The 20,642-nt window shown below is 74.2% G+C and carries 21 protein-coding genes and 1 pseudogene; 12 read left to right on the forward strand and 10 right to left on the reverse strand.

Translation table 11 applies throughout. The features are described from left to right. Nucleotides 1-65 precede the first annotated feature (65 nt). Nucleotides 66-1,136, forward strand: a complete 1,071-nt coding sequence (locus AC0OO9_RS11260; protein WP_484517191.1) for a glutathione S-transferase family protein — start codon at nt 66-68, stop codon at nt 1,134-1,136. 10 nt (nt 1,137-1,146) lie between these two features. Here the strand turns inward: AC0OO9_RS11260 and AC0OO9_RS11265 are convergent, their stop codons facing one another. Both AC0OO9_RS11265 and AC0OO9_RS11270 read right to left on the reverse strand, forming a co-directional pair. Further along, nucleotides 1,147-2,109 (reverse strand): complex I subunit 1/NuoH family protein, encoded by a 963-nt coding sequence (locus AC0OO9_RS11265; protein WP_132230869.1) that lies wholly within the window; start codon nt 2,107-2,109, stop codon nt 1,147-1,149. A gap of 305 nt (nt 2,110-2,414) precedes the next feature. Continuing rightward, nucleotides 2,415-3,011: pseudogene (locus AC0OO9_RS11270) on the reverse strand (NADH-quinone oxidoreductase subunit C); the annotation flags it as partial. Nucleotides 3,012-3,341: 330 nt separating this feature from the next. Between AC0OO9_RS11270 and AC0OO9_RS11275 the strand changes: the two are divergent. Beyond that, nucleotides 3,342-4,388 carry a glucose 1-dehydrogenase gene (locus AC0OO9_RS11275; protein ID WP_484517192.1) on the forward strand — a complete coding sequence of 349 codons (1,047 nt, stop codon included), beginning with the start codon at nt 3,342-3,344 and terminating at the stop codon, nt 4,386-4,388. A gap of 6 nt (nt 4,389-4,394) precedes the next feature. On the opposite strand, the gene AC0OO9_RS11280 is transcribed toward AC0OO9_RS11275, so the two are convergent. Both AC0OO9_RS11280 and AC0OO9_RS11285 read right to left on the reverse strand, forming a co-directional pair. After that, nucleotides 4,395-5,711 carry a DUF2252 domain-containing protein gene (locus AC0OO9_RS11280; RefSeq protein ID WP_132230867.1) on the reverse strand — a complete coding sequence of 439 codons (1,317 nt, stop codon included), beginning with the start codon at nt 5,709-5,711 and terminating at the stop codon, nt 4,395-4,397. A 59-nt stretch (nt 5,712-5,770) separates the two neighbouring features. After that, nucleotides 5,771-6,361: an NADH-quinone oxidoreductase subunit B gene (locus tag AC0OO9_RS11285; RefSeq protein WP_132231313.1), complete on the reverse strand. Its 591-nt coding sequence runs from the start codon at nt 6,359-6,361 to the stop codon at nt 5,771-5,773. Between the two features lie 176 nt (nt 6,362-6,537). On the opposite strand from AC0OO9_RS11285, the gene AC0OO9_RS11290 reads away from it, so the two are divergent. Next, nucleotides 6,538-7,104, forward strand: coding sequence for a SigE family RNA polymerase sigma factor (locus AC0OO9_RS11290; protein ID WP_484517193.1), 567 nt, complete (start codon nt 6,538-6,540; stop codon nt 7,102-7,104). Further along, the gene (locus AC0OO9_RS11295; protein ID WP_484517194.1) at nt 7,097-8,296 is read left to right on the forward strand and encodes a hypothetical protein; all 1,200 of its coding nucleotides are present in this window, start codon (nt 7,097-7,099) and stop codon (nt 8,294-8,296) included. The genes AC0OO9_RS11290 and AC0OO9_RS11295 overlap by 8 nt, the downstream gene beginning before the upstream one ends. A gap of 40 nt (nt 8,297-8,336) precedes the next feature. Here the strand turns inward: AC0OO9_RS11295 and AC0OO9_RS11300 are convergent, their stop codons facing one another. The 3 genes from AC0OO9_RS11300 to AC0OO9_RS11310 are packed head-to-tail and all read right to left on the reverse strand — an operon-like array spanning nt 8,337 to nt 11,866. Further along, nucleotides 8,337-9,929, reverse strand: a complete 1,593-nt coding sequence (locus AC0OO9_RS11300; RefSeq protein ID WP_484517195.1) for a pyridoxal phosphate-dependent decarboxylase family protein — start codon at nt 9,927-9,929, stop codon at nt 8,337-8,339. Nucleotides 9,930-9,956: 27 nt separating this feature from the next. Then, a complete protein-coding gene (locus AC0OO9_RS11305) occupies nt 9,957-11,522 on the reverse strand; it encodes an MFS transporter (protein WP_484517196.1) in 1,566 nt (521 codons plus the stop codon). Nucleotides 11,523-11,554: 32 nt separating this feature from the next. Then, nucleotides 11,555-11,866, reverse strand: coding sequence for an MGMT family protein (locus tag AC0OO9_RS11310; protein WP_484517197.1), 312 nt, complete (start codon nt 11,864-11,866; stop codon nt 11,555-11,557). 13 nt (nt 11,867-11,879) lie between these two features. On the opposite strand from AC0OO9_RS11310, the gene proB reads away from it, so the two are divergent. From proB to AC0OO9_RS11350, 8 genes are all read left to right on the forward strand, one after another. After that, nucleotides 11,880-13,037 (forward strand): glutamate 5-kinase, encoded by a 1,158-nt coding sequence (gene proB / locus AC0OO9_RS11315; RefSeq protein WP_151456506.1) that lies wholly within the window; start codon nt 11,880-11,882, stop codon nt 13,035-13,037. 33 nt (nt 13,038-13,070) lie between these two features. Further along, nucleotides 13,071-14,315: a glutamate-5-semialdehyde dehydrogenase gene (locus tag AC0OO9_RS11320; protein ID WP_484517198.1), complete on the forward strand. Its 1,245-nt coding sequence runs from the start codon at nt 13,071-13,073 to the stop codon at nt 14,313-14,315. An 87-nt stretch (nt 14,316-14,402) separates the two neighbouring features. Further along, entirely contained in the window at nt 14,403-14,801 is a 399-nt protein-coding gene (locus AC0OO9_RS11325) for a YbaB/EbfC family nucleoid-associated protein (protein ID WP_421454942.1), read from the forward strand. Nucleotides 14,802-14,803: 2 nt separating this feature from the next. After that, nucleotides 14,804-15,130, forward strand: coding sequence for a hypothetical protein (locus tag AC0OO9_RS11330; RefSeq protein WP_132230860.1), 327 nt, complete (start codon nt 14,804-14,806; stop codon nt 15,128-15,130). Between the two features lie 27 nt (nt 15,131-15,157). Beyond that, nucleotides 15,158-15,652, forward strand: a complete 495-nt coding sequence (locus AC0OO9_RS11335; RefSeq protein WP_484517199.1) for a WXG100-like domain-containing protein — start codon at nt 15,158-15,160, stop codon at nt 15,650-15,652. Then, a complete protein-coding gene (locus tag AC0OO9_RS11340; protein WP_151456502.1) occupies nt 15,645-16,262 on the forward strand; it encodes a hypothetical protein in 618 nt (205 codons plus the stop codon). The genes AC0OO9_RS11335 and AC0OO9_RS11340 overlap by 8 nt, the downstream gene beginning before the upstream one ends. Next, complete coding sequence (locus AC0OO9_RS11345) at nt 16,259-16,879, forward strand: hypothetical protein (protein ID WP_421454947.1); 621 nt, start codon at nt 16,259-16,261, stop codon at nt 16,877-16,879. Before AC0OO9_RS11340 ends, AC0OO9_RS11345 begins: the two co-directional genes overlap by 4 nt. Before the next feature lie 81 nt (nt 16,880-16,960). Further along, the gene (locus tag AC0OO9_RS11350; RefSeq protein WP_484517200.1) at nt 16,961-17,476 is read left to right on the forward strand and encodes an SUKH-4 family immunity protein; all 516 of its coding nucleotides are present in this window, start codon (nt 16,961-16,963) and stop codon (nt 17,474-17,476) included. A 31-nt stretch (nt 17,477-17,507) separates the two neighbouring features. Here AC0OO9_RS11350 and AC0OO9_RS11355 read toward each other — a convergent pair whose 3' ends face one another. The 3 genes from AC0OO9_RS11355 to AC0OO9_RS11365 form a co-directional block, all read right to left on the reverse strand. Beyond that, nucleotides 17,508-18,329 (reverse strand): prenyltransferase/squalene oxidase repeat-containing protein, encoded by an 822-nt coding sequence (locus AC0OO9_RS11355; RefSeq protein ID WP_484517201.1) that lies wholly within the window; start codon nt 18,327-18,329, stop codon nt 17,508-17,510. A gap of 100 nt (nt 18,330-18,429) precedes the next feature. After that, complete coding sequence (moeZ, locus tag AC0OO9_RS11360) at nt 18,430-19,680, reverse strand: adenylyltransferase/sulfurtransferase MoeZ (protein WP_421454953.1); 1,251 nt, start codon at nt 19,678-19,680, stop codon at nt 18,430-18,432. Nucleotides 19,681-19,721: 41 nt separating this feature from the next. Further along, entirely contained in the window at nt 19,722-20,444 is a 723-nt protein-coding gene (locus AC0OO9_RS11365) for a DUF3152 domain-containing protein (protein WP_484517202.1), read from the reverse strand. Nucleotides 20,445-20,642 lie beyond the last annotated feature (198 nt).

Consider the following 20,642-nt stretch of genomic DNA (forward strand, 5'->3'; position numbering starts at 1 on the left):
CGCGCCTGGGGACGGCGCAGCCGCCATGATGGGACGAGCGACGAGCGACGGCGGAGGGGACGGACATGGGCGGCACGACCGAGGGCGGCGCGGCGACCAACGCGGACGAGGTGCTGATGCGCACCGGCGGCCGGTACGTCGAGCCGGGCGGCGAGTTCACCCGGGACCAGCGCTACATCGCCACCCGGATCACCGCCGACGCCCGCGACGGCTGGCCCGTGGAGCCCGGCCGGTACCGGCTGGCGGTCAGCCGCGCCTGCCCCTGGGCGAACCGGCTGATCATCGTCCGGCGGCTGCTCGGGCTGGAGGACGCGATCTCGCTGGCGGTGGCCGGCCCGACCCACGACAAGCGGAGCTGGACGTTCGACCTCGACCCGGGCGGGCGCGACCCGGTGCTCGGCATCGAGCGGCTGGCCGAGGCGTACTTCGCCCGGTTCCCCGGCTACGAGCGGGGCATCACCGTGCCGGCGATCGTGGACGTGCCCACCGGGCAGGTGGTCACCAACGACTTCGGGCCGATGAGCCTCGACCTGTCCACCGAGTGGACGGCGTACCACCGCGAGGGGGCGCCCGACCTCTACCCGGAGCGGCTGCGCGACGAGATCGACGAGGTGAGCAAGCTGCTCTTCCGGGACGTCAACAACGGCGTCTACCGGTGCGGCTTCGCCGGCGACCAGGCGGCGTACGAGAAGGCGTACCACCGGCTGTTCGACCGGCTGGACTGGCTCAGCGAGCGGCTGGCCGGGCAGCGCTACCTGGTCGGGGACACCATCACCGAGGCGGACGTGCGGCTGTTCACCACGCTCGTCCGCTTCGACCCGGTCTACCACGGGCACTTCAAGTGCAACCGGAGCAAGCTGACCGAGATGCCGGTGCTCTGGGCGTACGCCCGGGACCTGTTCCAGACGCCGGGCTTCGGCGACACGGTCGACTTCGACCACATCAAGCGGCACTACTACGAGGTGCACCGCGACATCAACCCGACCGGGGTGGTGCCGCTCGGCCCCGACCTGGCGAACTGGCTGACCCCGCACGGCCGCGAGGCCCTCGGCGGTCGCCCCTTCGGCGACGGCACCCCGCCCCCGCCGCCCCCGCCCGCCGAGCGTGTCGACCCCGCCCACACCCCGCTGCGCTGACGGCGCGCCCCTACAGCGCGACGCGGACGGCGGCGGTGAGGACCAGTTGGCCCAGGGAGACGGGGACCAGGACGAGCCAGCAGAGACGCTGGAGCTGGTCCTCGCGCAGACGGGGGTAGGACACCCGTAGCCAGATGATCAGGAACGAGACGGCGAAGACCTTCAGCAGGGTCCACAGCCAGCCGAGCTGCGCGTCGGCGAACGGGCCCTGCCAGCCCCCGAGGAAGAGCACGGTGGTGAGCGCGGCGATCACCACGATGCCCACGTACTCGGCGAGCAGGAAGAACGCGAACCGCAGGCCCGTGTACTCCGTCATGTAGCCGAAGACCAGCTCCGAGTCGGCGACCGGCATGTCGAACGGGGGACGGCGGATCTCGGCGAGCCCGGCCAGGAAGAAGACGACCATGGCCGGGGCCTGCCAGAGCAGCCACCACGGCTGCCACGCCTCGACGATGCCGGAGAGGCTGAGCGTCCCGGCCGCCATCGCCACCGACGCGGCGGCCAGCACCAGCGGCAGCTCGTAGCCGAGCAGCTGGGCCGCGCCGCGGATCCCGCCGAGCAGGCTGTACTTGTTGGCGGACGCCCACGCCGACATCAGCACCGCCACGACGCCCACGCCCACCACGGCCAGCACGAAGAACAGGCCGATGTCCAGCGGCTGCCCGACCAGGTCGTCCGGGCCCAGCGGGATCACCAGCAGGACCAGCAGGTAGGGCACGAGGGCGACCGCCGGGGCGAGCCGGAAGACCGCGCGGTCCGCCTCCCGGGGCGTGACGTCCTCCTTCTGCACGAACTTCACGCCGTCGGCGACGAGCTGGGCCCAGCCGTGGAAGCCGCCCGCGTACATCGGGCCGAGCCGGCCCTGCATGTGCGCCATCACCTTGTGCTCGGCCTGCCCGACCAGCAACGGCAGGGTGAGGAAGGCGACGAGCACGCCCCCCACCCGGATGACCAGCTCCAACCACAGTGGCATCAGGGCGTACCTCCGTCGTCGCCGGAACGCTCCGACGCTGCCGGCCCCTCGGGCGCGGGCCGGTCCGTCGCCGGGCCGGAGCGGGCGGTCCGACCGGGCCCGCCGGGTGGCGGACCGGCGTCGGCCCCCGGGCCGGCGGGACGGGGGACCGCCGGGTCGGCGGGCGCCGGGCCGCCGGCAGGCGCCGGGCCGTCGGCGGTGGCGGCGGGCCGGGCGGTACGCGGTGGACGGGCCCCCGGGGCCGGTCGGGCGGGCCGCTCCCGGGCCGGGCGGGCCGGGGTGCCGCCGCGCGGCCCCTCGCCGACCCCGCCCGCGCCGGCAGGTGTCGGCGTCGTCCCCCACTCCCCCGGCGCGGGTACGCCCGGCGGGCGGATCGGGCGGCGTCCGCCGCCGGCCTCGGACTCGCCCGGCTCCTTCGCGCCCGGCCAGGGCTTCGCCACCCGGGAGGCGAGCACGAACTCCTTGCGCAGCGGATGCCCCTCGAACTCGGGCGGCAGCAGCAGCGGCGCCAGCCCGGCGTGACCGGGAAAGTCGATGCCGAACATCTCGTGGGTCTCCCGCTCGTGCCATGCGGCGCCCGGGTAGACGTCGACGACCGAGGCGACCGCCGGGGCGTCCCGGGGCACCCGGGTCCGCAGCAGGATCCCGTGCCGGCGGGTGGTGGACCAGAGGTGCGCCACCACGTCGAAGCCGCCGGCGAGTTCGTCGACGGCGGAGAGCCAGTCGAAGTAGTCGCAGGCCAGCTCGGCGTCGTCGCGGGCCGCGCGGAGCGCGTCCGGCCAGTTCGCCGGCGGTACGTCGACGGTGGCGCGCGCGTGCGCCTGGCCGCCGGAGACCGACGGGGTCACCTCGGCGGGCGCGAGCAGCGCCACCATCCGCTGGCCGACCTCTTCCGGAGTCATGCCGCTGATCCTAGGTCCTCCCCCGCACCCCCCACCCAACCGAACGCCCCACGCCCCGCACCCACCCCGCCCCCGATCCCCCGCCCTGCCGCCGGGACGATCATGCAGTTGTGGTGCCCGGTTCGGCAGGGAAAGCGACCTTCGTCCCCCACCACACCTGCATGATCGAGCGGGCGCGGGGTGCGGGGTGCGGGCGCGGGCCACGGGGCGCGGGGCGCGGGGCGCGGGGCACGGAGTGCGGGAGCGCGGGGCGCGGGTGCGGGTGTGGAGGTGCGGGGTGGATGTCGGGCTTTGGCGGCGGGGGAGACCGGGGCGGGGAAGGATGGGGGCGTGCGCGCTGTGACTGTCAACCCGGGTGTCGCCGACTCGCTGCGGCTGGTCGACGATCATCCGGAGCCGCCGCCCGAGGAGGGCGCGATCCTGGTCGAGGCACTGGCGGTGGGGATCTGCGGCACCGACCACGAGATCATCGCCGGCGACTACGGCGAGGCGCCGCCCGGCGCGGACCGGCTGGTGCTGGGGCACGAGTCGCTGGGCCGGGTGCTGGAGGACCCGTCGGGCACGCTGCAACCCGGCGACCTGGTGGCGGGCGTCGTCCGGCACCCCGACCCGGTGCCCTGCCCGAACTGCGCGGTCGGCGAGTGGGACATGTGCCGCAACGGTCGGTTCACCGAGCACGGCATCAAGGCCCTGCCCGGCTTCGCCCGGGACCGCTGGCGGCTGCAACCCCGGTTCGCCGTAGGACTGGACCGGGCCCTCGCCCCGGTCGGCATGCTGCTGGAGCCGACCAGCGTGGTGGCGAAGGCGTGGGAGCACATCGAGCGCATCGGCGCCCGCGCCGAGTGGCAGCCGCAGACCGTACTGGTCACCGGGGCGGGGCCGATCGGCCTGCTGGCCGCGCTGCTGGCCACGCAGCGCGGGCTCGCCGTGCACGTGCTGGACCGCAACACCACCGGGCCGAAGCCCGATCTGGTACGGGCGCTCGGGGCGACCTACCACACCGTGCCCGTCAGCGAGCTGGACTTCGAGCCGGACGTGGTGCTGGAGTGCACCGGGGCGCCGGTCGTCGTCCTCGACGTGATGTACAAGGCCGCGCCGACCGGCATCGTCTGCCTGACCGGCGTCTCCAGCGGCGGGCGGACCATCGACCTCGACGCCGGGGCGCTCAACCGCGCGCTCGTGCTGGAGAACAACGTCGTGTTCGGCTCGGTGAACGCCAACCGCCGGCACTGGGACCTCGCCGCCGCGGCGCTGGCCCGCGCCGACCGGTCGTGGCTCGACGCACTGATCACCCGCCGGGTGCCGGTGGAGGCGTACGCCGGGGCGTACACCTCCGAGCCGGACGACATCAAGGTGGTGCTGGAGTTCGGTTCCTGACTCCGCTCAGAGGCCGGGCAGCCGGCCGTTGCGGAACAGGTCGACGAAGAGCTGGTGGTCCTGCCGGGCGCGGACGCCGTACGCGTGGGCGAAGTCGACCAGGTGCGTCACGAAGCCCGCCTCGTCGGCGTCCACCGCCGCCACGATCGCCTCCTCCGTGGAGTAGTCGACCAGGTCGTGGCTGGACTCGTCGTCGGCCACCGAGTGCATCCGGGCGACCGCCCGGCCCAGGTCGGTCAGCACGCCGGCCAGCTCCTCCGGCTCGTTCACGTCCGCCCAGTCGAGGTCGGCCGCGTACGGGGAGACCTCGGCGACGAGCTGCCCGGCCCCGTCCAGCTCGGTGAAGCCCAGCCACGGGTCGGCGTGCGCCTGGAGTGCCCGCTGCGACTCGGCGGTGCGGTGCCCCTGGTGCTGGAAGTAGCCCGCGACCGCCTCGTCGGCGATGTGCCGGGCCACCGCCGGCACCTGGGCCTGCTTCATGTAGATGACGACGTCGTTCTCCAGCGCCTGGGTGTGCCCCTCCAGCAGCAGGTTGTACGACGGCAGCCCGGCCGAGCCGATGCCCACCCCCTTGCGCAGCACCACGTCCTTGATCTGGGTGGCCACGGGACGGAGCTGGGCGGAGGAGGCGGGCAGCGTGCCGAGGTAGTCCTCGAACGCGGCGCAGACCCGCTCCCGGGTCTCGGCGTCGATCTCGAAGACGCCGTCGCCAAGCGAGAACCGGCGTTCGTAGTTGTCGATGGTGGTCTGCGTGGCGAGCAGGTCGACCCGGGTGTTGAGCCGCGCCTGCTGGAGCACCCGGCGGAGCACCCCGTCGGCGTTGTCCAGGGTGATCGAGCCGATCGCGTCGTCGCCCCCCTCGGCGATGGCGCGCAGCTCGGTCAGGTACGACCGCGCGAAGCCGGTGACCAGGTCGCTGATCGCCCGGTCGGAGAGCGCCTTGGCGTAGCCGATCAGCGCCACGCTGGCCGCCAGCCGCTTCAGGTCCCAGCTGAACGGCCCCACGTACGCCTCGTCGAAGTCGTTGACGTTGAACACGAGCTGCCCGGACGCGTTCATGTACGTGCCGAAGTTCTCCGCGTGCAGGTCGCCGTGGATCCACACCCGGCTGGTCCGGTCGTCGAGGAACCGGTCGTCGGCGAAGTCGCCGACCTGGTCGGCGTAGAAGAGCGAGGCGCTGCCCCGGTAGAAGGCGAACGGCGACGCGGCCATCTTGCGGAACTTGCGGCGGAAGGCGGCCGGGTCGAGAGCCATCGACGCGCCGAACTCCTCGGTGAGCACGTCGGCGATGTGGGCGGAACGCTGGTCGGCGGAGTGGTTCATGGTGCGCAGGCTAGCCCCCGCCGGCCAACCGGGGCTCTCGTCCGACCGGACGGTACGGCTCAGGGGGTGGGCGGGCGGACCGGCGGGGCGGTCAGCGACTCCGCCGAGCGCGGGAGCACGCCGGTCGAGCCGGCGTCGGCCGGCGGGGCGTCGACCGGCGGGGCGAGCGCGTCCGGCCGGGGCACGCCGCCGATCCCGGACTGCTCGGCGGCGATCTTCTCCTGGAGGCGCAGGATGCCGTGCAGCAGTGCCTCGGGCCGGGGCGGGCAGCCGGGCACGTAGACGTCGACCGGGATGAGCTGGTCGACGCCCTTGGTCACCGAGTACGAGTCCCAGTAGGGGCCGCCGCAGTTGGAGCACGCGCCGAAGGAGATGACGTACTTCGGCTCGGGCATCTGGTCGTAGAGCCGCTTGATCGCGGGGGCCATCTTGTCGGTGACCGTCCCGGAGACCACCATCAGGTCGGCCTGCCGGGGCCCGTGCGCGAACGGGATCACGCCCAGCCGCATGAAGTCGTGCCGGCCCATGCTGGTGGCGATGAACTCGATCGCGCAGCAGGCCAGGCCGAAGTTGAAGACCCAGAGCGAGTAGCGGCGGCCCCAGTTCAGCACGAACCGGATCGGCTCACCGAGCACTCCCGGCACCTGCACGACCGCCCCCTTCCCGAGCACCGCCACAAGTCAACCACAGCCCACGGCGGCGCCGGTCGACCCGTCGGTGGCCGGTTCCCCCGTCGGATCCACGACCGCGCCGGCCGCAACCGGCCGCGGCCCGGTGGAGTGTTACCGCCGCCAGACACGCACGGCGGCCCGAACGGGGAGGGACAGTGACTGTGACGATGGGGGCCCGCGCCAACGAACCACCTCCGACGGTCGACGCGCGGGCCGGCGAGGGCGCGGCGACGATCACCTTCGACGACTTCTACCACGCGCACTTCCGCAGCGTGACCGCGCAGCTCTGCGCGTACACCGGAGACCTGGGCCAGGCCCAGGACCTGGCGCAGGAGGCGTTCTGCCGGGCGCTCGCCCGGTGGGACCGGCTGGCCCGCTACGACGACCCGGTGGCCTGGATCCGGCGGGTGGCCTGGAACCTCGCCCGCAGCCGGTGGCGTCGGCTGCGTACCGCCCGCGGCCACCTGCTGCGGCAGCGGCGGGTGGAGACGCAGGTGCCGGGCCCGACGCCGGACCGGGTGGCCATCGACAGGGCGCTCGCGGCGCTGCCCGAGAAACACCGGCGGGCCGTGGTCCTGCACTACCTCGCCGACATGTCCGTCGCCCAGATCGCCGTCCAGGAGGGGGTGGCCGAGGGAACGGTCAAGTCGTGGCTGCACCGGGGCCGCGCCGTCCTGGCCACCCTGCTCGACGAGAACCCGGAGGGAGTCGGTCATGCCTGAGCAGGACCCGCTGCGGGCGCGCTTCGCCGCGTACCGCGGAGACCTGACGGACCGGATCGACGGTCCGGGCCCGGACGCGGCCCGGCGCACGCTGCGGCGTCGCCGCCGCGCCACCGTCGCGACCGGGGCGGTCACCGTCGCGCTGGTGGTGGCCCCGATCGCCGCCGTCGCGGCGCTGCGGGACGCCCCGCCGCCGGCACCGCCGGCGGCGACGCCGACGGCCGAGGCGACCTGGTCCCCGTCGCCCCGACCCTCACCCGACGCGTCGCGGTCGCCGTCGTCGGCGCCGCCGTCACCGGAGGCGCCGGACGGCCGGATCACCGAGCGGCAGCTGCGCGCCGCCCGACCCGACCTGCCGGCGTGGGCCGGCCGCAACTGCGCCGACACCACGCGGGTCGCCCTGCTGCCGGCCACCACGCCGGAGGTGGACCGGCCGTACCTGATCAGCGTCACGCACGGCGACGTCGACGCCGACGGCGCCATCGAGACGCTGGCCCTGCTCGGCTGCCGCATCGGCGAGGCGTCGGCGAAGCAGGTGGTCGCCTTCGACCGGGACGCCGCCGGGCGGATCGTCACGCTGGGGCGGGTGGCCCGGACGCACGAGGGGGGCGACGGCGGCTTCGAGGACGTCCGCGCCGTCGCCGTGACCGACGGGAAGGTCCGCGTCCAGGTCGCCGACATCCAGCCCTGTTGCAGCATTCCGGCGTACTGGGCGCGCCAGCAGTGGCGGACGTACGGCTGGAACGGCGATGGGTTCGCCCAGACCGGCGGCCCGGCCACCTTCGGCCGGGACTCCCGCCTCACCGACCTCGCGATCTCCGCCGGGCCGTTCGTCCTCGGACCGGCGGACGGGCACGGCCGGTTCCAGGGCACGCTGACGGTGACCGTGACCAACCGGGGGTCCCTCGACGCGGACCGCGTCGCCTTCCGGCACCTGGAGGCCTTCGGCACGCCCGACGGTGGCGACTGGAACCGGTGCGAGCCGGCCCGCGTGCAGCCGGAGTGGCCGTCGTGCCTGACCGAGGGGGTGCCGGCCGGGGAGCGCCGGAGCTGGACCTTCCGCTTCCGCCTCGGGCCGGAGGGCCTTGAGACGGGCCTGTCGGTCTGGCTGGTCCACTACGGCGCCGACCACCGCTACTGGCCGGACCTGACCCCCGGCGACAACCACGTCGCCGTCCGGGTGGACAGGTGATCCGGCGGCGGCGTCCACCCGGCGGGGTGGACGCCGCCGCTCACCAGGTGGGGCGTTGCAGCAGGCCGACGAACTCCACCAGCAGCCGTTCCCGCAGCGCCGGCGGCGCGGCGTCGAGCAGGGTGTTCACCACCGCCATCCGCCCCGCCGGCGAACCACCGGTGTCGGCAGCGTCGGCGGGACCGGGGGCGTCGTCGGGACCGGCGGAGCGGCCTGGCCCGGTGGCATCCGCGGGACCGGCGGAGCGGCCTGGACCGGTCGCGTCGGCGGGGGCGGTCAGGCCCAGGCCGGCGGCCAGGCCCGCGACCAGGTCGGGGGTGAGCGCGTCGGGGGTGAGCGTGGTCGCGAGGGCGAGCAGCTCGACGGGGAGCGCCACCGGTCCGGCGGCCCGGGCGGCGGCCACGGCGTCGGCCAGGTCCGGGCCGAACTCCGCCACCCGGGGCGCCACCGCGGCGGTCACCGTCAGGTGCACGCTCGGCGGCAGGTCGGCGTACGACAGCTGGGGCTGGGTGTGCCAGCCGCGGGCGGCCAGCTCGTCGACCAGGACGAAGAGGTCGGGGCCCGCATCGGTGGCGGTGAAGCAGACGACTGTCGACTCCGGCTCGGCCATCAGCCGCAGCCCGTCGACCGCGCGGACGGCGTCGGCCAGGCCGGCGACGGCGTCCCGCGTGGCCGCCGCGAGCCGCAGGTAACCGTCGTCGCCGAGGTGCCGCAGGGTGGCGTACGCGGCGGCGATCGGTCCGCCGGAGCGGGTGGAGGCGATGACCGGGTTGACCATCGTGTAGCCGGGCCAGTCCGCGTACGCGAAGTACTGCGGGGCGCGCAACGCCGGGTCGCGGTGCAGCAGGACCGACACGCCCTTCGGGGCGTACGCGTACTTGTGCAGGTCCACCGAGATCGAGGTGACCCCCGCGAGCGCGAAGTCGAACGGCGGCACGTCCGCCCCGAGGCGGCGCAGGTACGGCAGGGTCCAGCCGCCGAAGCAGGCGTCCACGTGGCAGCGCACCCCGGCCTCGGCCGCCGCCGCCGCGATCCCGGCGACCGGGTCGACGACGCCGTGCGCGTACGAGGGGGCGGAGCAGGCCACCAGCACGGTCTCCGGCCCGATGGCGGCGGCCACGTCGGCGACGGCCGGCCGCAGCGTCGACGCCGACACGGGCACTGTGTCCACGGCGACCCGCAGGTAGTGCGCCGCCTTGGCGAACGCGGCGTGTGCGCTGGCCGGCACCACGATCCGGGGCGCCGCGATCTCCGGGTGGGCGTCCCGGGCAGCCTTCACGGCCAGGATCAGCGACTCGGTGCCGCCGCTGGTGACGCTGCCGACGACGTCCGGCGCGGCGCTGCCGGGGCCGCCGCCGAGCAGCCGGGCGGCAGCGCCGACCAGCGCGTTCTCCATTGCCAGCAGCGACGGGAAGGCGGTCGGGTCGAGCCCGTTGACGTGGGCGCTGCCGGCGTACGCGGCGGCGGCCAGCTCGTCCAGCCCCGGCACCGCCGGGTCGTAGACGTACGCGAACAGCCGCCCCCCGTGCGTAGGCCGGTCGGCGGCGCGTAACGCCGACACCTCCGCCAGCACCCGCTCGGCGGGCACCCCGTTCCCGGGCAGCGCCCGCCGCTCGGTTCCCTCGTCGATCATGGAGTCGTGGTGCCCTTTCCATGGGGTTCAGCGGCTTTCCTCCCCCACCACAACCGCATGATCGGCGGGGTGGGTGCGGGGGTGTGGGGTGGGGTGGGTCTCGGCGGCGGTCAGGCGGGCCGGGGTCAGGTCGTAGGGGCGGAGGGCCAGGACCGCCAGGCCGACCAGGAGAGCGGGGAGGACCGTGAAGCCGAGCAGGATGCCCAGGCGGGCGGTGCCGGACTGGGTGGCCGCCGTGCCGGTGTCGGAGGAGACGTAGCCGCTGAGCTGGAGCACCAGGCCGAAGATGCCCGGCCCGAGGGCCAGCCCGAAGGTCTCCCCGGCCGTCCAGAGCCCGGTGAAGACGCCCGCCTGCCGCCGGCCGGTGCGCGCCGTGTCGTACGCGATGCAGTCCGGGAGCATGGCGAGGGCGAACACCTGCTGCCCGGCGTAGCCGACGCCGATCAGCGCGACCAGCAGGTAGACCGCGAGCGGGGGCAGCACCGGGGCGGCGACCAGGGCCAGCGCGCCCACCGCGAAGATCAGCGACGCGGCGACCAGCGCGGCGAGCTTGCCTACCCGCGCCCCGACCCGGGTCCAGAGCGGCATCACCAGCAGCGCCGGCCCGACGAAGCAGGCGAACAGGACGGTCGGCCCACCCTTGGGATCGCGCAGGATCTGGTCGGCGAAGTAGTTGACCCCGGCGAGGACGGTGGCCACCCCGGCGGACTGCACCACGAAGCAGACCAGCAGCGCCCGGAACGGTCGGTTGCGGGCGGCGACGGCGAGCTGGGCGCGCAGCGTCGGCTCGCTCTCCCCCACCGTGCCGCCGGGCGCGGACCGGGTGCCGAGGAACGCGCCGACCGCCCCGAGCACGATCAGGCCGGCGACGAAGAGCCCCATCCAGCGGTGCCCGGGGACGCCCCCGCCGCCCACGTCGCGCACCAGCGGGGCCACCGCGCCGGAGACCAGGATGGCCAGCGCCAGCACCGCGATCCGCCAGCTCATCATCCGGGTACGTTCGGCGTAGTCGCCGGTCAGCTCCGCCGGCATCGCCACGTACGGCACCTGGAAGAAGGCGAACGCGGTGGCGGTGGCGAGGAAGGCGAACGCCACGTACGCCCCGGCGGCCGGCCCGGCCCCGAACGGCGCGGCGAAGATGGCGGCGAAGAGCACGCCGAGCGCGAGCCCGGCGACCAGCAGGTACGGCCGGCGGGCGCCCCAGCGCGACCGGGTGCGGTCGGAGATCCGGCCGGCGACCGGGTTGACCAGCACGTCCCACGCCTTCGGCAGGAGCACCAGCAGGGCCGCCGCGCCCGCCGCGACGCCGAGGGTGTCGGTCAGGTACGGCAGCAGGAGCAGGCCGGGCACGGTGCCGAACGCGCCGGTCGCCAGCGATCCGAGCGCATAGCCGGCGTGCACCCGGCGCGGCAGCACGCCCGGCGCGGACGACCCGGCCGGCCCCGGCGAGCCGGCTGACGCAGACGAGTCGGCCGGTGCCGGCGGGTCGGCCGGTGCCGACGGGCTCGCCGGCCCCGGCGAGTCGCCAGAAGCGGGCGGTCCGGCCGGTGCGACGGGGCCTGGCGAGCCGGCTCCACCCGGCGGCGCGTCCATGACGCCGAATGTTACTCACGTTATGGCACGGGTCACATCCCCTCCTCGGGGGACCAGCTCGCCCTCATGTCCACCCCGTCGCCGCGCAGCGGCGTCCCCTCGGCGCGCAGCCGGGCCCGCGCCTCGCGCTCGTGCCCGGGTGGCAGCCGGCCGGCCGAGTTCACGACCCGGTGCCAGGGCACTCCCCCGCCGTGCCGGGCCATGATCGAGCCGACCAGCCGGGCCGACGCCCGCCCCGAGCGTTCGGCCAGCGCGTCGGCCACCGCCCCGTACGACATCACCCGGCCCGGCGGGATCCGCTCGACGAGCTCCAGCACCGCCTCGACGTACTCGTCAGGTCTCACGACCGGCCACGATATGAGAACGCGCCGGGGCGTGCCGGGACCGACCACGCAGAATGGGCGGGTGCGTGACATGGTCACGGCGGCCCGGCGGGTCGTCGTCAAGATCGGATCCTCCTCGTTGACCACCGCCGAAGGCGGGCTGGACGACGGGCGGGTCGGCGCGCTCGTCGGCACCCTGGGCGCGCTCGCCGCCGAGGGCCGGGAGGTCGTGCTGGTCAGCTCCGGCGCGATCGCCGCCGGCCTCGCGCCGCTGGGGCTGTCCCGGCGCCCGCGCGACCTGGCCACCCAGCAGGCCGCCGCCAGCGTCGGGCAGGGCCTGCTGATCGGCCGGTACGCGGCCGCCTTCGCCCGGCACGGGCTGACCGTCGGGCAGGTGCTGCTCACCGTCGACGACGTGACCCGGCGGGCGCACTACCGCAACGCGTACCGCACGCTGCGCAAGCTGCTCGACCTGCGGGCGGTGCCGATCGTCAACGAGAACGACACGGTCGCCACCGAGGAGATCCGGTTCGGCGACAACGACCGGCTGGCCGCCCTCGTCGCCGCCCTGGTCCACGCCGACCTGCTGGTGCTCCTCTCCGACGTGGACGCCCTCTGGACCGGCGACCCCACCCGCCCGGGCTCCAGCCGGATCAGCGAGGTGCACGACGAGCGGGACCTGACCGGGGTCGACATCGGCGGCGCCGGCCGGGCCGGCGTGGGCACCGGCGGCATGGTGACGAAGGTGGAGGCGGCCCGGATCGCGACCGGGTTCGGCATCCCGGTGGTGCTGACCGCCGCGCCGCTGGCCGCCCCCGTGCTGGCCGGCGAGCCCGTCGGCACCCTGTTCCACCCGAGCCGCCGCCGCCCGACGGCCCGGCTCTTCTGGCTGGCCCACGCCACCACTCCCCGGGGGCGGCTGCACCTCGACCCGGGCGCGGTCGCGGCGGTGGTGGGCCGCCGCAAGTCGCTGCTGCCCGCCGGCATCACGGCCGTGGACGGGGCGTTCACCGCGGGCGACCCGGTCGACCTGGTGGACGTCGAGGGCGCGCCGGTCGCCCGGGGACTGGTCAACTACGACGCGGTCGAGCTGCCCGGGCTGCTCGGCCGGTCGACAACGGAACTCGCCGCGGCGCTCGGCCCGGCGTACGAACGCGAGGTAGTCCACCGCGACGACCTGGTACTGCTGTAGCCCTTCCTGACGACTGAGGAGATGAGTGCGGCGATGAGCGTGAGCGAACAGGCCCGGCGGGCGCGTACGGCGGCGGAGGCGCTGGCCGTCGCCACGCGTACGGCGAAGGACGCCGCGCTGGTGGCGATGGCCGACGCGCTGGTGGCGCGTACGCCGGAGATCCTCGCCGCGAACGCGACGGACCTGGCGGCAGGGCGCGAGGCCGGGCTGAGCGCGGCCGTGCTGGACCGGCTGGCCCTCGACGCGGGGCGGGTGGCCGGCATCGCCGACGCGCTGCGGCAGATGGCCGCGCTACCGGACCCGGTGGGCGAGGTGGTCCGGGGCTCCACCCTGCCCAACGGGCTGGAGCTGCGCCAGATCCGGGTGCCGTTCGGCGTGGTGGGGATCATCTACGAGGCCCGGCCGAACGTGACTGTCGACGCCGCCGGCATCTGCCTGAAGTCCGGCAACGCGGCGCTGCTGCGCGGCTCGTCGTCGGCGGCCCACTCCAACGCCGCCCTGGTCGCCGTGCTGCGCGACGCCGTTGCCGGGGCTGGCCTGCCGGCGGACGCGGTGCAGCTGCTCGACGCCAGCAGCCGCGACTCGGTCAAGGAGCTGATGCGCGCCCGGGGCCTGGTCGACGTGCTGATCCCGCGCGGCGGCGCGTCCCTGATCCGCACGGTGGTCGAGGAGTCCACCGTGCCGGTGATCGAGACCGGCGTGGGCAACTGCCACGTCTACGTCGACGCCGCCGCCGACCTGACCAAGGCCGTGGCGATCGCGCTCAACGCGAAGACCCAGCGGCTCTCCACCTGCAACACCGCCGAGTCGCTGCTCGTGCACGCGGCGGTCGCCGACGCCTTCCTGCCGCCGATGCTGGCCGCCTTCGCCGAGGCCGGGGTCACCGTGCACGGCGACGAGCGGGTCGCCGCTTACTCGGCCGCCGTGCGGCCGGCCACCGACGAGGACTTCGCCACCGAGTACCTCTCCGCCGACATCTCGGTCGCCGTCGTCGACTCGCTCGACGCGGCGGTCGCGCACATCCGGCGGTACGGCACCGGGCACACCGAGGCGATCGTCACCGACTCGACCACCGCCGCCCGGGAGTTCGTGGCCCGGGTGGACGCGGCGGCCGTGATGGTCAACGCCTCGACCCGGTTCACGGACGGTGGCGAGTTCGGCTTCGGCGCGGAGATCGGCATCTCCACGCAGAAGCTGCACGCGCGCGGTCCGATGGGCCTGCCCGAGCTGACCTCCACCAAGTACGTGGTGACCGGGGACGGCCACCTGCGCGGCTGATCGTGCGGCCGTGCCGGGGCGCCCGCGCGGTTGTGGGTGACCGTTACGCTGGTGCGGGTTCGGCACGGCTTGTCTTGGGGAGGCGGCATGCTGGGCGAGAGTGCCCTGGAACAGCAACTGGCGCAGGCGCGGGCCGCGCTGCGCGAGGTGGGCGGCGCCGCCACGCCCCGGGAGCGGGTGGAGTCGGTGGCCGAGGCCGCCGAGGGCCGCATCCGGGTCACGCTCGGCACGGACGGCCGGGTGAGCGCCGTCGACATCGACCCCCGGGTGCTCCGGGAGGGCTCGGAATACCTCTCCGCCGAGCTGCGCCAGGCGGTCAACGCCGCGCTCGACGGCCAGGACGACGGGGTCGCCGCCACCGAACCGATGCCCGACCTCGCCGCGATGACCGCCACCATCGAACGCCTCCAGGACCAGGGCCTGCGGCAGATGCGGGAGATCAGCCAGGCCGTCAGCGAGACAATGCGGAAACTGCACGGGAGCTGAGCGTGGAGAGCCTCGACGTCGACCTCGACGCGCTGGGTCGCGGCGCTGACGAGCTGGAACGAGCCAAGGAGTCCGTCCGCCAGGTCTTCGAGGGCTTCCAGGCGGCGGCCGGCGGCTACGCCGCGGCCTTCGGCGGCGACGACATCGGATCCCTGCTCGGCGTCGCCCACCAGGCGTGCGTGGACGCCCTGGCCGAGTGCCTCGGCACCAACATCACCGAGTTGGAGAGCTACGTCGACGGCCTGCGCGGGATGGCCGACGGCTACCGCGCCGCCGAGGAGAACGCGGCCGCGTCCTTCCGCTCGATCCTCGGCTCGCTGGGTGCCTGAGCCGCCCCGACCACGAAAGGAGCCCCGGTGGGACTGACGCTCCCGGGTGAGCTCGCCTCCCTGCTCTCGATGCTCGGCTACGAGTGGCCACAGTCGGACGAGACGGCGATCTTCCAGCTCGCCGGGGAGTGGACCGGCATGGCCGGCCAGATCTCCGGATCGGTCGCGCAGCTGGAGGCGGCGGCGCGGACGGTGCTCGACAACAACCGGGGCGAGAGCTTCACCGCCTTCGCCGGCGAGTGGAACGACGGCGAGTCGGCCGCGCGCAACATCGCCGACGTCGCCCGCCCGGCCATCGTCATCGGCGTCGGGCTGATGGTCGCGGCGGGCGTGGTGCTGGCCCTGAAGATCCAGGTGATCATCCAGCTGGCCCTGCTGGCGATCCAGATCGCGCAGGCCATCGTGACGGCGGCGGTCACCTTTGGGGCGTCCCTCCTCCAGATCCCGATCTTCAAGATGATCACCGGTTTCATCATCGACCAGCTCATCGGCATGGCCGTGGAGACGGTGCTCAATGGCTAGGAAGCGGACCAGCCCGCCCCGGCAGACGCAGGCCAAGGGCGCCCGCGTCGTCTCGGCCTACCTGGAGAACGCCGACGTCTTCCGCACCGCCAAGTCGGCCGGCACGAAGCCGAAGGGCCCGGCGGTGCTGGTGCTGAAGAACCGGCCGGACTTCGACCGGCGCGACTTCGACCGCAAGGCCCGCGACCTGCAACGGCTCGGCCAGGACGGGGCGCTGAAGAAGGCGCCGTCGGACCGCGACAGCAACAAGGTGTACGACCCGTCGACCGGCAAGCGCCGCACCCGTACCAACATCTACCGGGACCGGATGATCCGCAGCCTCACCAAGGACGGCCGCCTCACCCAGGACATGGGCACCCCGGAGACGAACAAGTACCTGGCCAACAAGAACGTGGTCGAGCGCCTCTACGCGGGCAAGGGGCCGATCACCGCCCGGGGCCAGGGCTACGACCCCGACCACATCCAGGAGCTGCAACTGGACGGAACGGACACATACGATAACCTCAGGCCGATGGACGCCTGGACGAATCGCCAGCTCGGCAGCGACATCTCCGTCGCGCTGCGGGACGTTCCCGAGGGCACCCCGGTCATCGTGAAGGTGATCCCGTGACCGCCCCCCAGGACCCGGCGCGGCTGGACCGGATCCGGGAGAAGCTCACGCTGCTGCGGCGCCTGGAGGCCGAGCACGGCTTCGGCGTGGTCATCGGCGAGCCGACCCCGCTGGAGCCGATCCCCGACCTGCCCGGCGTGGCCGAGGTCTACGGTCTCTTCGGCCGGCTGGCCGGCGACAACTTCCGGTTCGACCCGCCCGAGGAGATCCGCAGCCCGGCGGCCTGGGCGGCCCGCACGGTGGACGAGGACGACCCGATGGGCAGCCCGCTCGCGGTCGGCCACGAGGTGCACAGCATCCCGCCCCGGCTGCGCGGCGAGATCGGGGCGGGGGCGCCGATCCGCCTCGACACCGAGGACCTCGACGTCTACTGGATGGAGCCCGACGACTACGTCTTCCAGTACGAGCACCCCGACGAGGACGTGGAGTTCACCGTCGTCGCGCCCGACGTGGCCACGTTCTTCGACGAGCACGTGCTCGGTCCCGGCTACCCGGAGTTGGTCGCCGTCGTCCTCGGGCCCGGCGTCCGGGACCAGCGGCTCCGCAAGGGCCGGCACGCCGGCGAGTACGCCGACAACTGGCGACGCCTGCTGATCGCCGCCGACCTGGCGTCCTGACGCCGCTGCGCACCCGGCGTCCCGGCCCCGCCACCCGCGGCGCCCGCACCCCCTCCACCACCGAGACACAAAGGACCACCGATGGCCGCTGACCCCCGGTTCCGCTCACTGTGGAACGAGGACGAGCTCATCCCGTACCCGCGCGAGGCGTGGCTGGAGGGGGGATTCGACCCCGACCTGCTCCCCGCCGGTGACGAGATCCCGCTCGACGTGGCGGTCGTCTACACCGCGTTCCTCGAAGGCGACATCGAGCTGTTCGACACGATCCAGCTGAGCACCGAGGACGGCTCCCTGGACATCCGGCTGATCGTGGTCGGCGCGGTCGCCGACAACCCGGAGCTGCTCTACGTGCTCGACCCGGGGACCGGCGAGATCCTCCAGTTCGACCTGGAGCAGCAGGACATCCAGGCCGTCAACAGCACCTTCCGCACCTTCGTCGAGTTCCTCTACCAGTTCGCGCTCTTCGTGGAGGCCGACGAGGGCAAGCCGGGCCGGGCCGAGCGGGCGGAGACGCTGCGTACCGTCCTGGAGAGCATCGACCGCGCCGCGTTCGCCCCGGACGCCTGGTGGCCGCTGGTGATCAGCCAGCTCAAGTGAGGCCGCGCGCCACCCGTCGGCCGGTGGAGCCTCAGCGGCAGGCCCGGATGGCGCTCAGCGTGGTGTGCACGTCGAACTGGGGCCCGTCGTCGCTCTCCCACCCGCCATCGCTGCGCTGGGTCTCGGCCAGCCGCCGCCGCGCCCGCCCCAGCAGCCAGTCCTGCCCGTCGATGCCGACGCGGCGCAGCGTCGCGGCCAGCCAGGCCACGTCGCCCGGGGACAGCTCCGGTACCCGCTCGGCGAGAATCACCTGGATCCGCGCCGCCTCGTGGAACATCTCCTGCCGGTGCAGGACCGCCGCGCTCAGCCAGCCGGCGGGCAGGAAGGACGGCCAGCTACCGTCCGGGCGCAGCCGCGCGACGAGCGACTGGGCGGCGGCGTGCACGACGCCCGCGTACGCGCCGCCGACCCGGTGGTCGAGCGGCCCGGCCGCGCGCGCGTCCAGGCCGGCGACGGTCAGCCAGAACCCGGCGTTGGCGGTCAGGTGGAACCCCGCCTCGGGGTCGCCCGGCCGGGCCCACTCGGGGGCCAGGTCGGCCAGCGCCGGGTCCTCCTCCCAGCCGCCGTCGGGCGACTGCCGCGCGGCCAGCCAGTCCAGGGCCCGGCGGGCGGCCGGACGAGCGAGCGCGCCGAGATCGTCCAACTCGGACAGGCGGAAACAGGTGGCGTCCACGGAGGAGACTCCCCCGCCCAGCGTCGCCGGCCAGCCGCCGTCGGGCGCCTGGCCGACCTCGGCGTCGTCGAGCAGTCCGGGTGGTGGCGGCGCGCCGGTGCGCAGCCGGGACAGCCGGGCGCGGTCCACCGCGTCCCCGTGTGCCACGACGAACCCGACCGCCGCATCGATGTCGACCACGGCGGCAACGCTACCTGCGCAAACGTGATCACGCCTCGGCGAATCGGCCGAGGCCGCGGGGGTCGGGACGGCCCGCCGCGACCTCGACCGACGGCGCGGGTCAGTACGCCGGCAGCGACGGGTCGATCTGCTTGATCCAGGAGAGCACGCCGCCCTGCACGTGCACCGCGTCGCGGAAGCCGGCCGCCTTGAGCGCGGCGAGCGCCTCCGCCGAGCGGACCCCGGACTTGCAGTGCAGCACGATCTGCCGGTCCTGCGGCAGCTTGGCGAGCGCCTCGCCCGAGATGATCTCGCCCTTGGGGATCAGCGTCGCGCCGGGAATCCGGACGATCTCGTACTCGGCCGGCTCGCGGACGTCGACGAGGAAGATGTCCTTGCCCGCGTCCTGCCACTCCTTGAGCTCCAGCGCGGTGATGGTCGCGTCGACCACCGCCTCCTGGGCCTCCACCGACACCGCGCCGCAGAAGTCCTCGTAGTCCTCCAGCAGGTCGGTGACCGTGGGGTTCTCGCCGCAGAGCACGCAGTTCGGGTCCTTGCGGACCTTGATCTTGCGGTAGCTCATCTCCAGGGCGTCGTAGACCATCAGCCGGCCGACCAGCGGCTCCCCGATGCCGGCGAGCAGCTTGATCGCCTCGTTGACCTGGATGGAGCCGATCGACGCGCAGAGCACGCCGAGCACGCCGCCCTCGGCGCAGGAGGGGACCATGCCGGGCGGCGGGGGCTCCGGGTAGAGGCAGCGGTAGCAGGGGCCGTGCTCGGCCCAGAACACCGACGCCTGGCCGTCGAAGCGGTAGATCGACCCCCAGACGTACGGCTTGCCGAGCAGCACCGCCGCGTCGTTGACCATGTAGCGGGTGGCGAAGTTGTCGGTGCCGTCGACGATCAGGTCGTAGCGGGAGAAGATGTCCCGCACGTTCTCCCGGTCCAGCGCCGTGTTGTGGATCTCCACGTTGACCAGGGGGTTGATCTCGCGGATCGAGGCCGCGGCCGACTCGGCCTTGGAGCGGCCCACGTCGGAGACGCCGTGGATGATCTGGCGCTGGAGGTTGGACTCGTCGACGGTGTCGAAGTCGATGATGCCGAGCGTGCCGACCCCGGCGGCGGCGAGGTACATCAGGGCCGGCGAGCCGAGGCCGCCGGCGCCGACACAGAGCACCCTGGCGTTCTTCAGCCGCTTCTGCCCCTCGACCCCGACGTCCGGGATGATCAGGTGGCGCGAGTAGCGGCGGATCTCGTCAACGGTCAGCTCGGCGGCGGGCTCGACGAGCGGGGGCAACGACACGGTGGACTCCCCGGGATCGGCTGAAGGCGAACCGGCCCATTGTCGCTCGCACCGGCCTCGATCGGCCATGAGGAGCGACACGTCGCCCGAACTGCGGGAAGGGGAATAACTCAGGTGCCGGGAACGAGCTCACCGTCGTAGCGCGAGCCGTCGACGTACGGCCAGGCGTTGGCGACGCAGCCGTCCAGGCCGTACGTCTGCTGCTGCATCACCGGCGCCGGCTCGCCGGGCGCCGGGCACGCCTGGTGTTCCTCGCCGAGTTCGTGGCCCACCTCGTGGTTGACCACGTAGGCGCGGTAGATCTCCAGCGGCGCCCCGTAGTCGGGGACCGCCTCCAGCCAGCGCGCCAGGTTGATGATCACCTGCCCGGGGAGCCGACAGGAGGTGTAGCCCTCGGTGCTGAGCCCGCCCTCGGCGCACATCCGCTCCGAGGTCTCCGGGGTGGCGAGGTAGACGGTGAAGTCGGCGTCGTCCGCCTCCGCCACCCGCCGCAGCCGCAGCTCCGCCGAGGCGATCCAGCTGCGGGGGTCGCCCAGCACCTCGTCCACGGTGGCGGCGAAGGCGGCGACGTCCTGGTCGGTGCCCTGTTCCACGGCCACCCGGTAGTACCGGAGCGGCCCGTCGGTGCCCCGAACCGGGGAGTCGCCGGGCGCGGTGGTGAAGTCGCCCGTACCCGTGCGGGGGTAGGCGGAGGGCCGTGCCCGCTCGTCCGCCCCCGCCGCGTACGACGTGCGGTTCCCCTCGCCCGTGGTCGGCACGGGCGCGCGCTCGCCGGCCCGGGCCAGCGTCACGGCGGCGGTCGCCGCGAGCAGGAGGGTGACGCCGAGCACCACCAGCCGGCGGTTCCGGAGCGGGGCCGACGGCCGCCACCAGCGCGTCGGCCGAGGTGACGACGGTCGGGTCGGCGTCGGGCGGCGGGCCGGGCCGGTCGGGTCGGAAGGGGACGACGACGTCATGGACCGAGCGTCCCACACTAATCGGGCATTACGCCGCGAAAAACGTGAACCTCGCTCATGCCCCCAGGGGTGAAC

This window comes from Micromonospora sp. USAFONa4 (genome assembly GCF_057197825.1).

What these genes read in the sequence shown, in the direction of transcription:
- AC0OO9_RS11260 (WP_484517191.1), top strand. Translation starts at nt 66, where the DNA reads ATGGGCGGCACGACCGAGGGCGGCGCGGCGACCAACGCGGACGAGGTG.
- AC0OO9_RS11265 (WP_132230869.1), bottom strand. Translation starts at nt 2,109, where the DNA reads ATGCCACTGTGGTTGGAGCTGGTCATCCGGGTGGGGGGCGTGCTCGTC.
- AC0OO9_RS11280 (WP_132230867.1), bottom strand. Translation starts at nt 5,711, where the DNA reads ATGAACCACTCCGCCGACCAGCGTTCCGCCCACATCGCCGACGTGCTC.
- AC0OO9_RS11295 (WP_484517194.1), top strand. Translation starts at nt 7,097, where the DNA reads ATGCCTGAGCAGGACCCGCTGCGGGCGCGCTTCGCCGCGTACCGCGGA.
- AC0OO9_RS11300 (WP_484517195.1), bottom strand. Translation starts at nt 9,929, where the DNA reads ATGATCGACGAGGGAACCGAGCGGCGGGCGCTGCCCGGGAACGGGGTG.
- AC0OO9_RS11305 (WP_484517196.1), bottom strand. Translation starts at nt 11,522, where the DNA reads ATGGACGCGCCGCCGGGTGGAGCCGGCTCGCCAGGCCCCGTCGCACCG.
- proB (WP_151456506.1), top strand. Translation starts at nt 11,880, where the DNA reads ATGAGAACGCGCCGGGGCGTGCCGGGACCGACCACGCAGAATGGGCGG.
- AC0OO9_RS11320 (WP_484517198.1), top strand. Translation starts at nt 13,071, where the DNA reads ATGAGCGTGAGCGAACAGGCCCGGCGGGCGCGTACGGCGGCGGAGGCG.
- AC0OO9_RS11325 (WP_421454942.1), top strand. Translation starts at nt 14,403, where the DNA reads ATGCTGGGCGAGAGTGCCCTGGAACAGCAACTGGCGCAGGCGCGGGCC.
- AC0OO9_RS11340 (WP_151456502.1), top strand. Translation starts at nt 15,645, where the DNA reads ATGGCTAGGAAGCGGACCAGCCCGCCCCGGCAGACGCAGGCCAAGGGC.
- AC0OO9_RS11350 (WP_484517200.1), top strand. Translation starts at nt 16,961, where the DNA reads ATGGCCGCTGACCCCCGGTTCCGCTCACTGTGGAACGAGGACGAGCTC.
- moeZ (WP_421454953.1), bottom strand. Translation starts at nt 19,680, where the DNA reads ATGGCCGATCGAGGCCGGTGCGAGCGACAATGGGCCGGTTCGCCTTCA.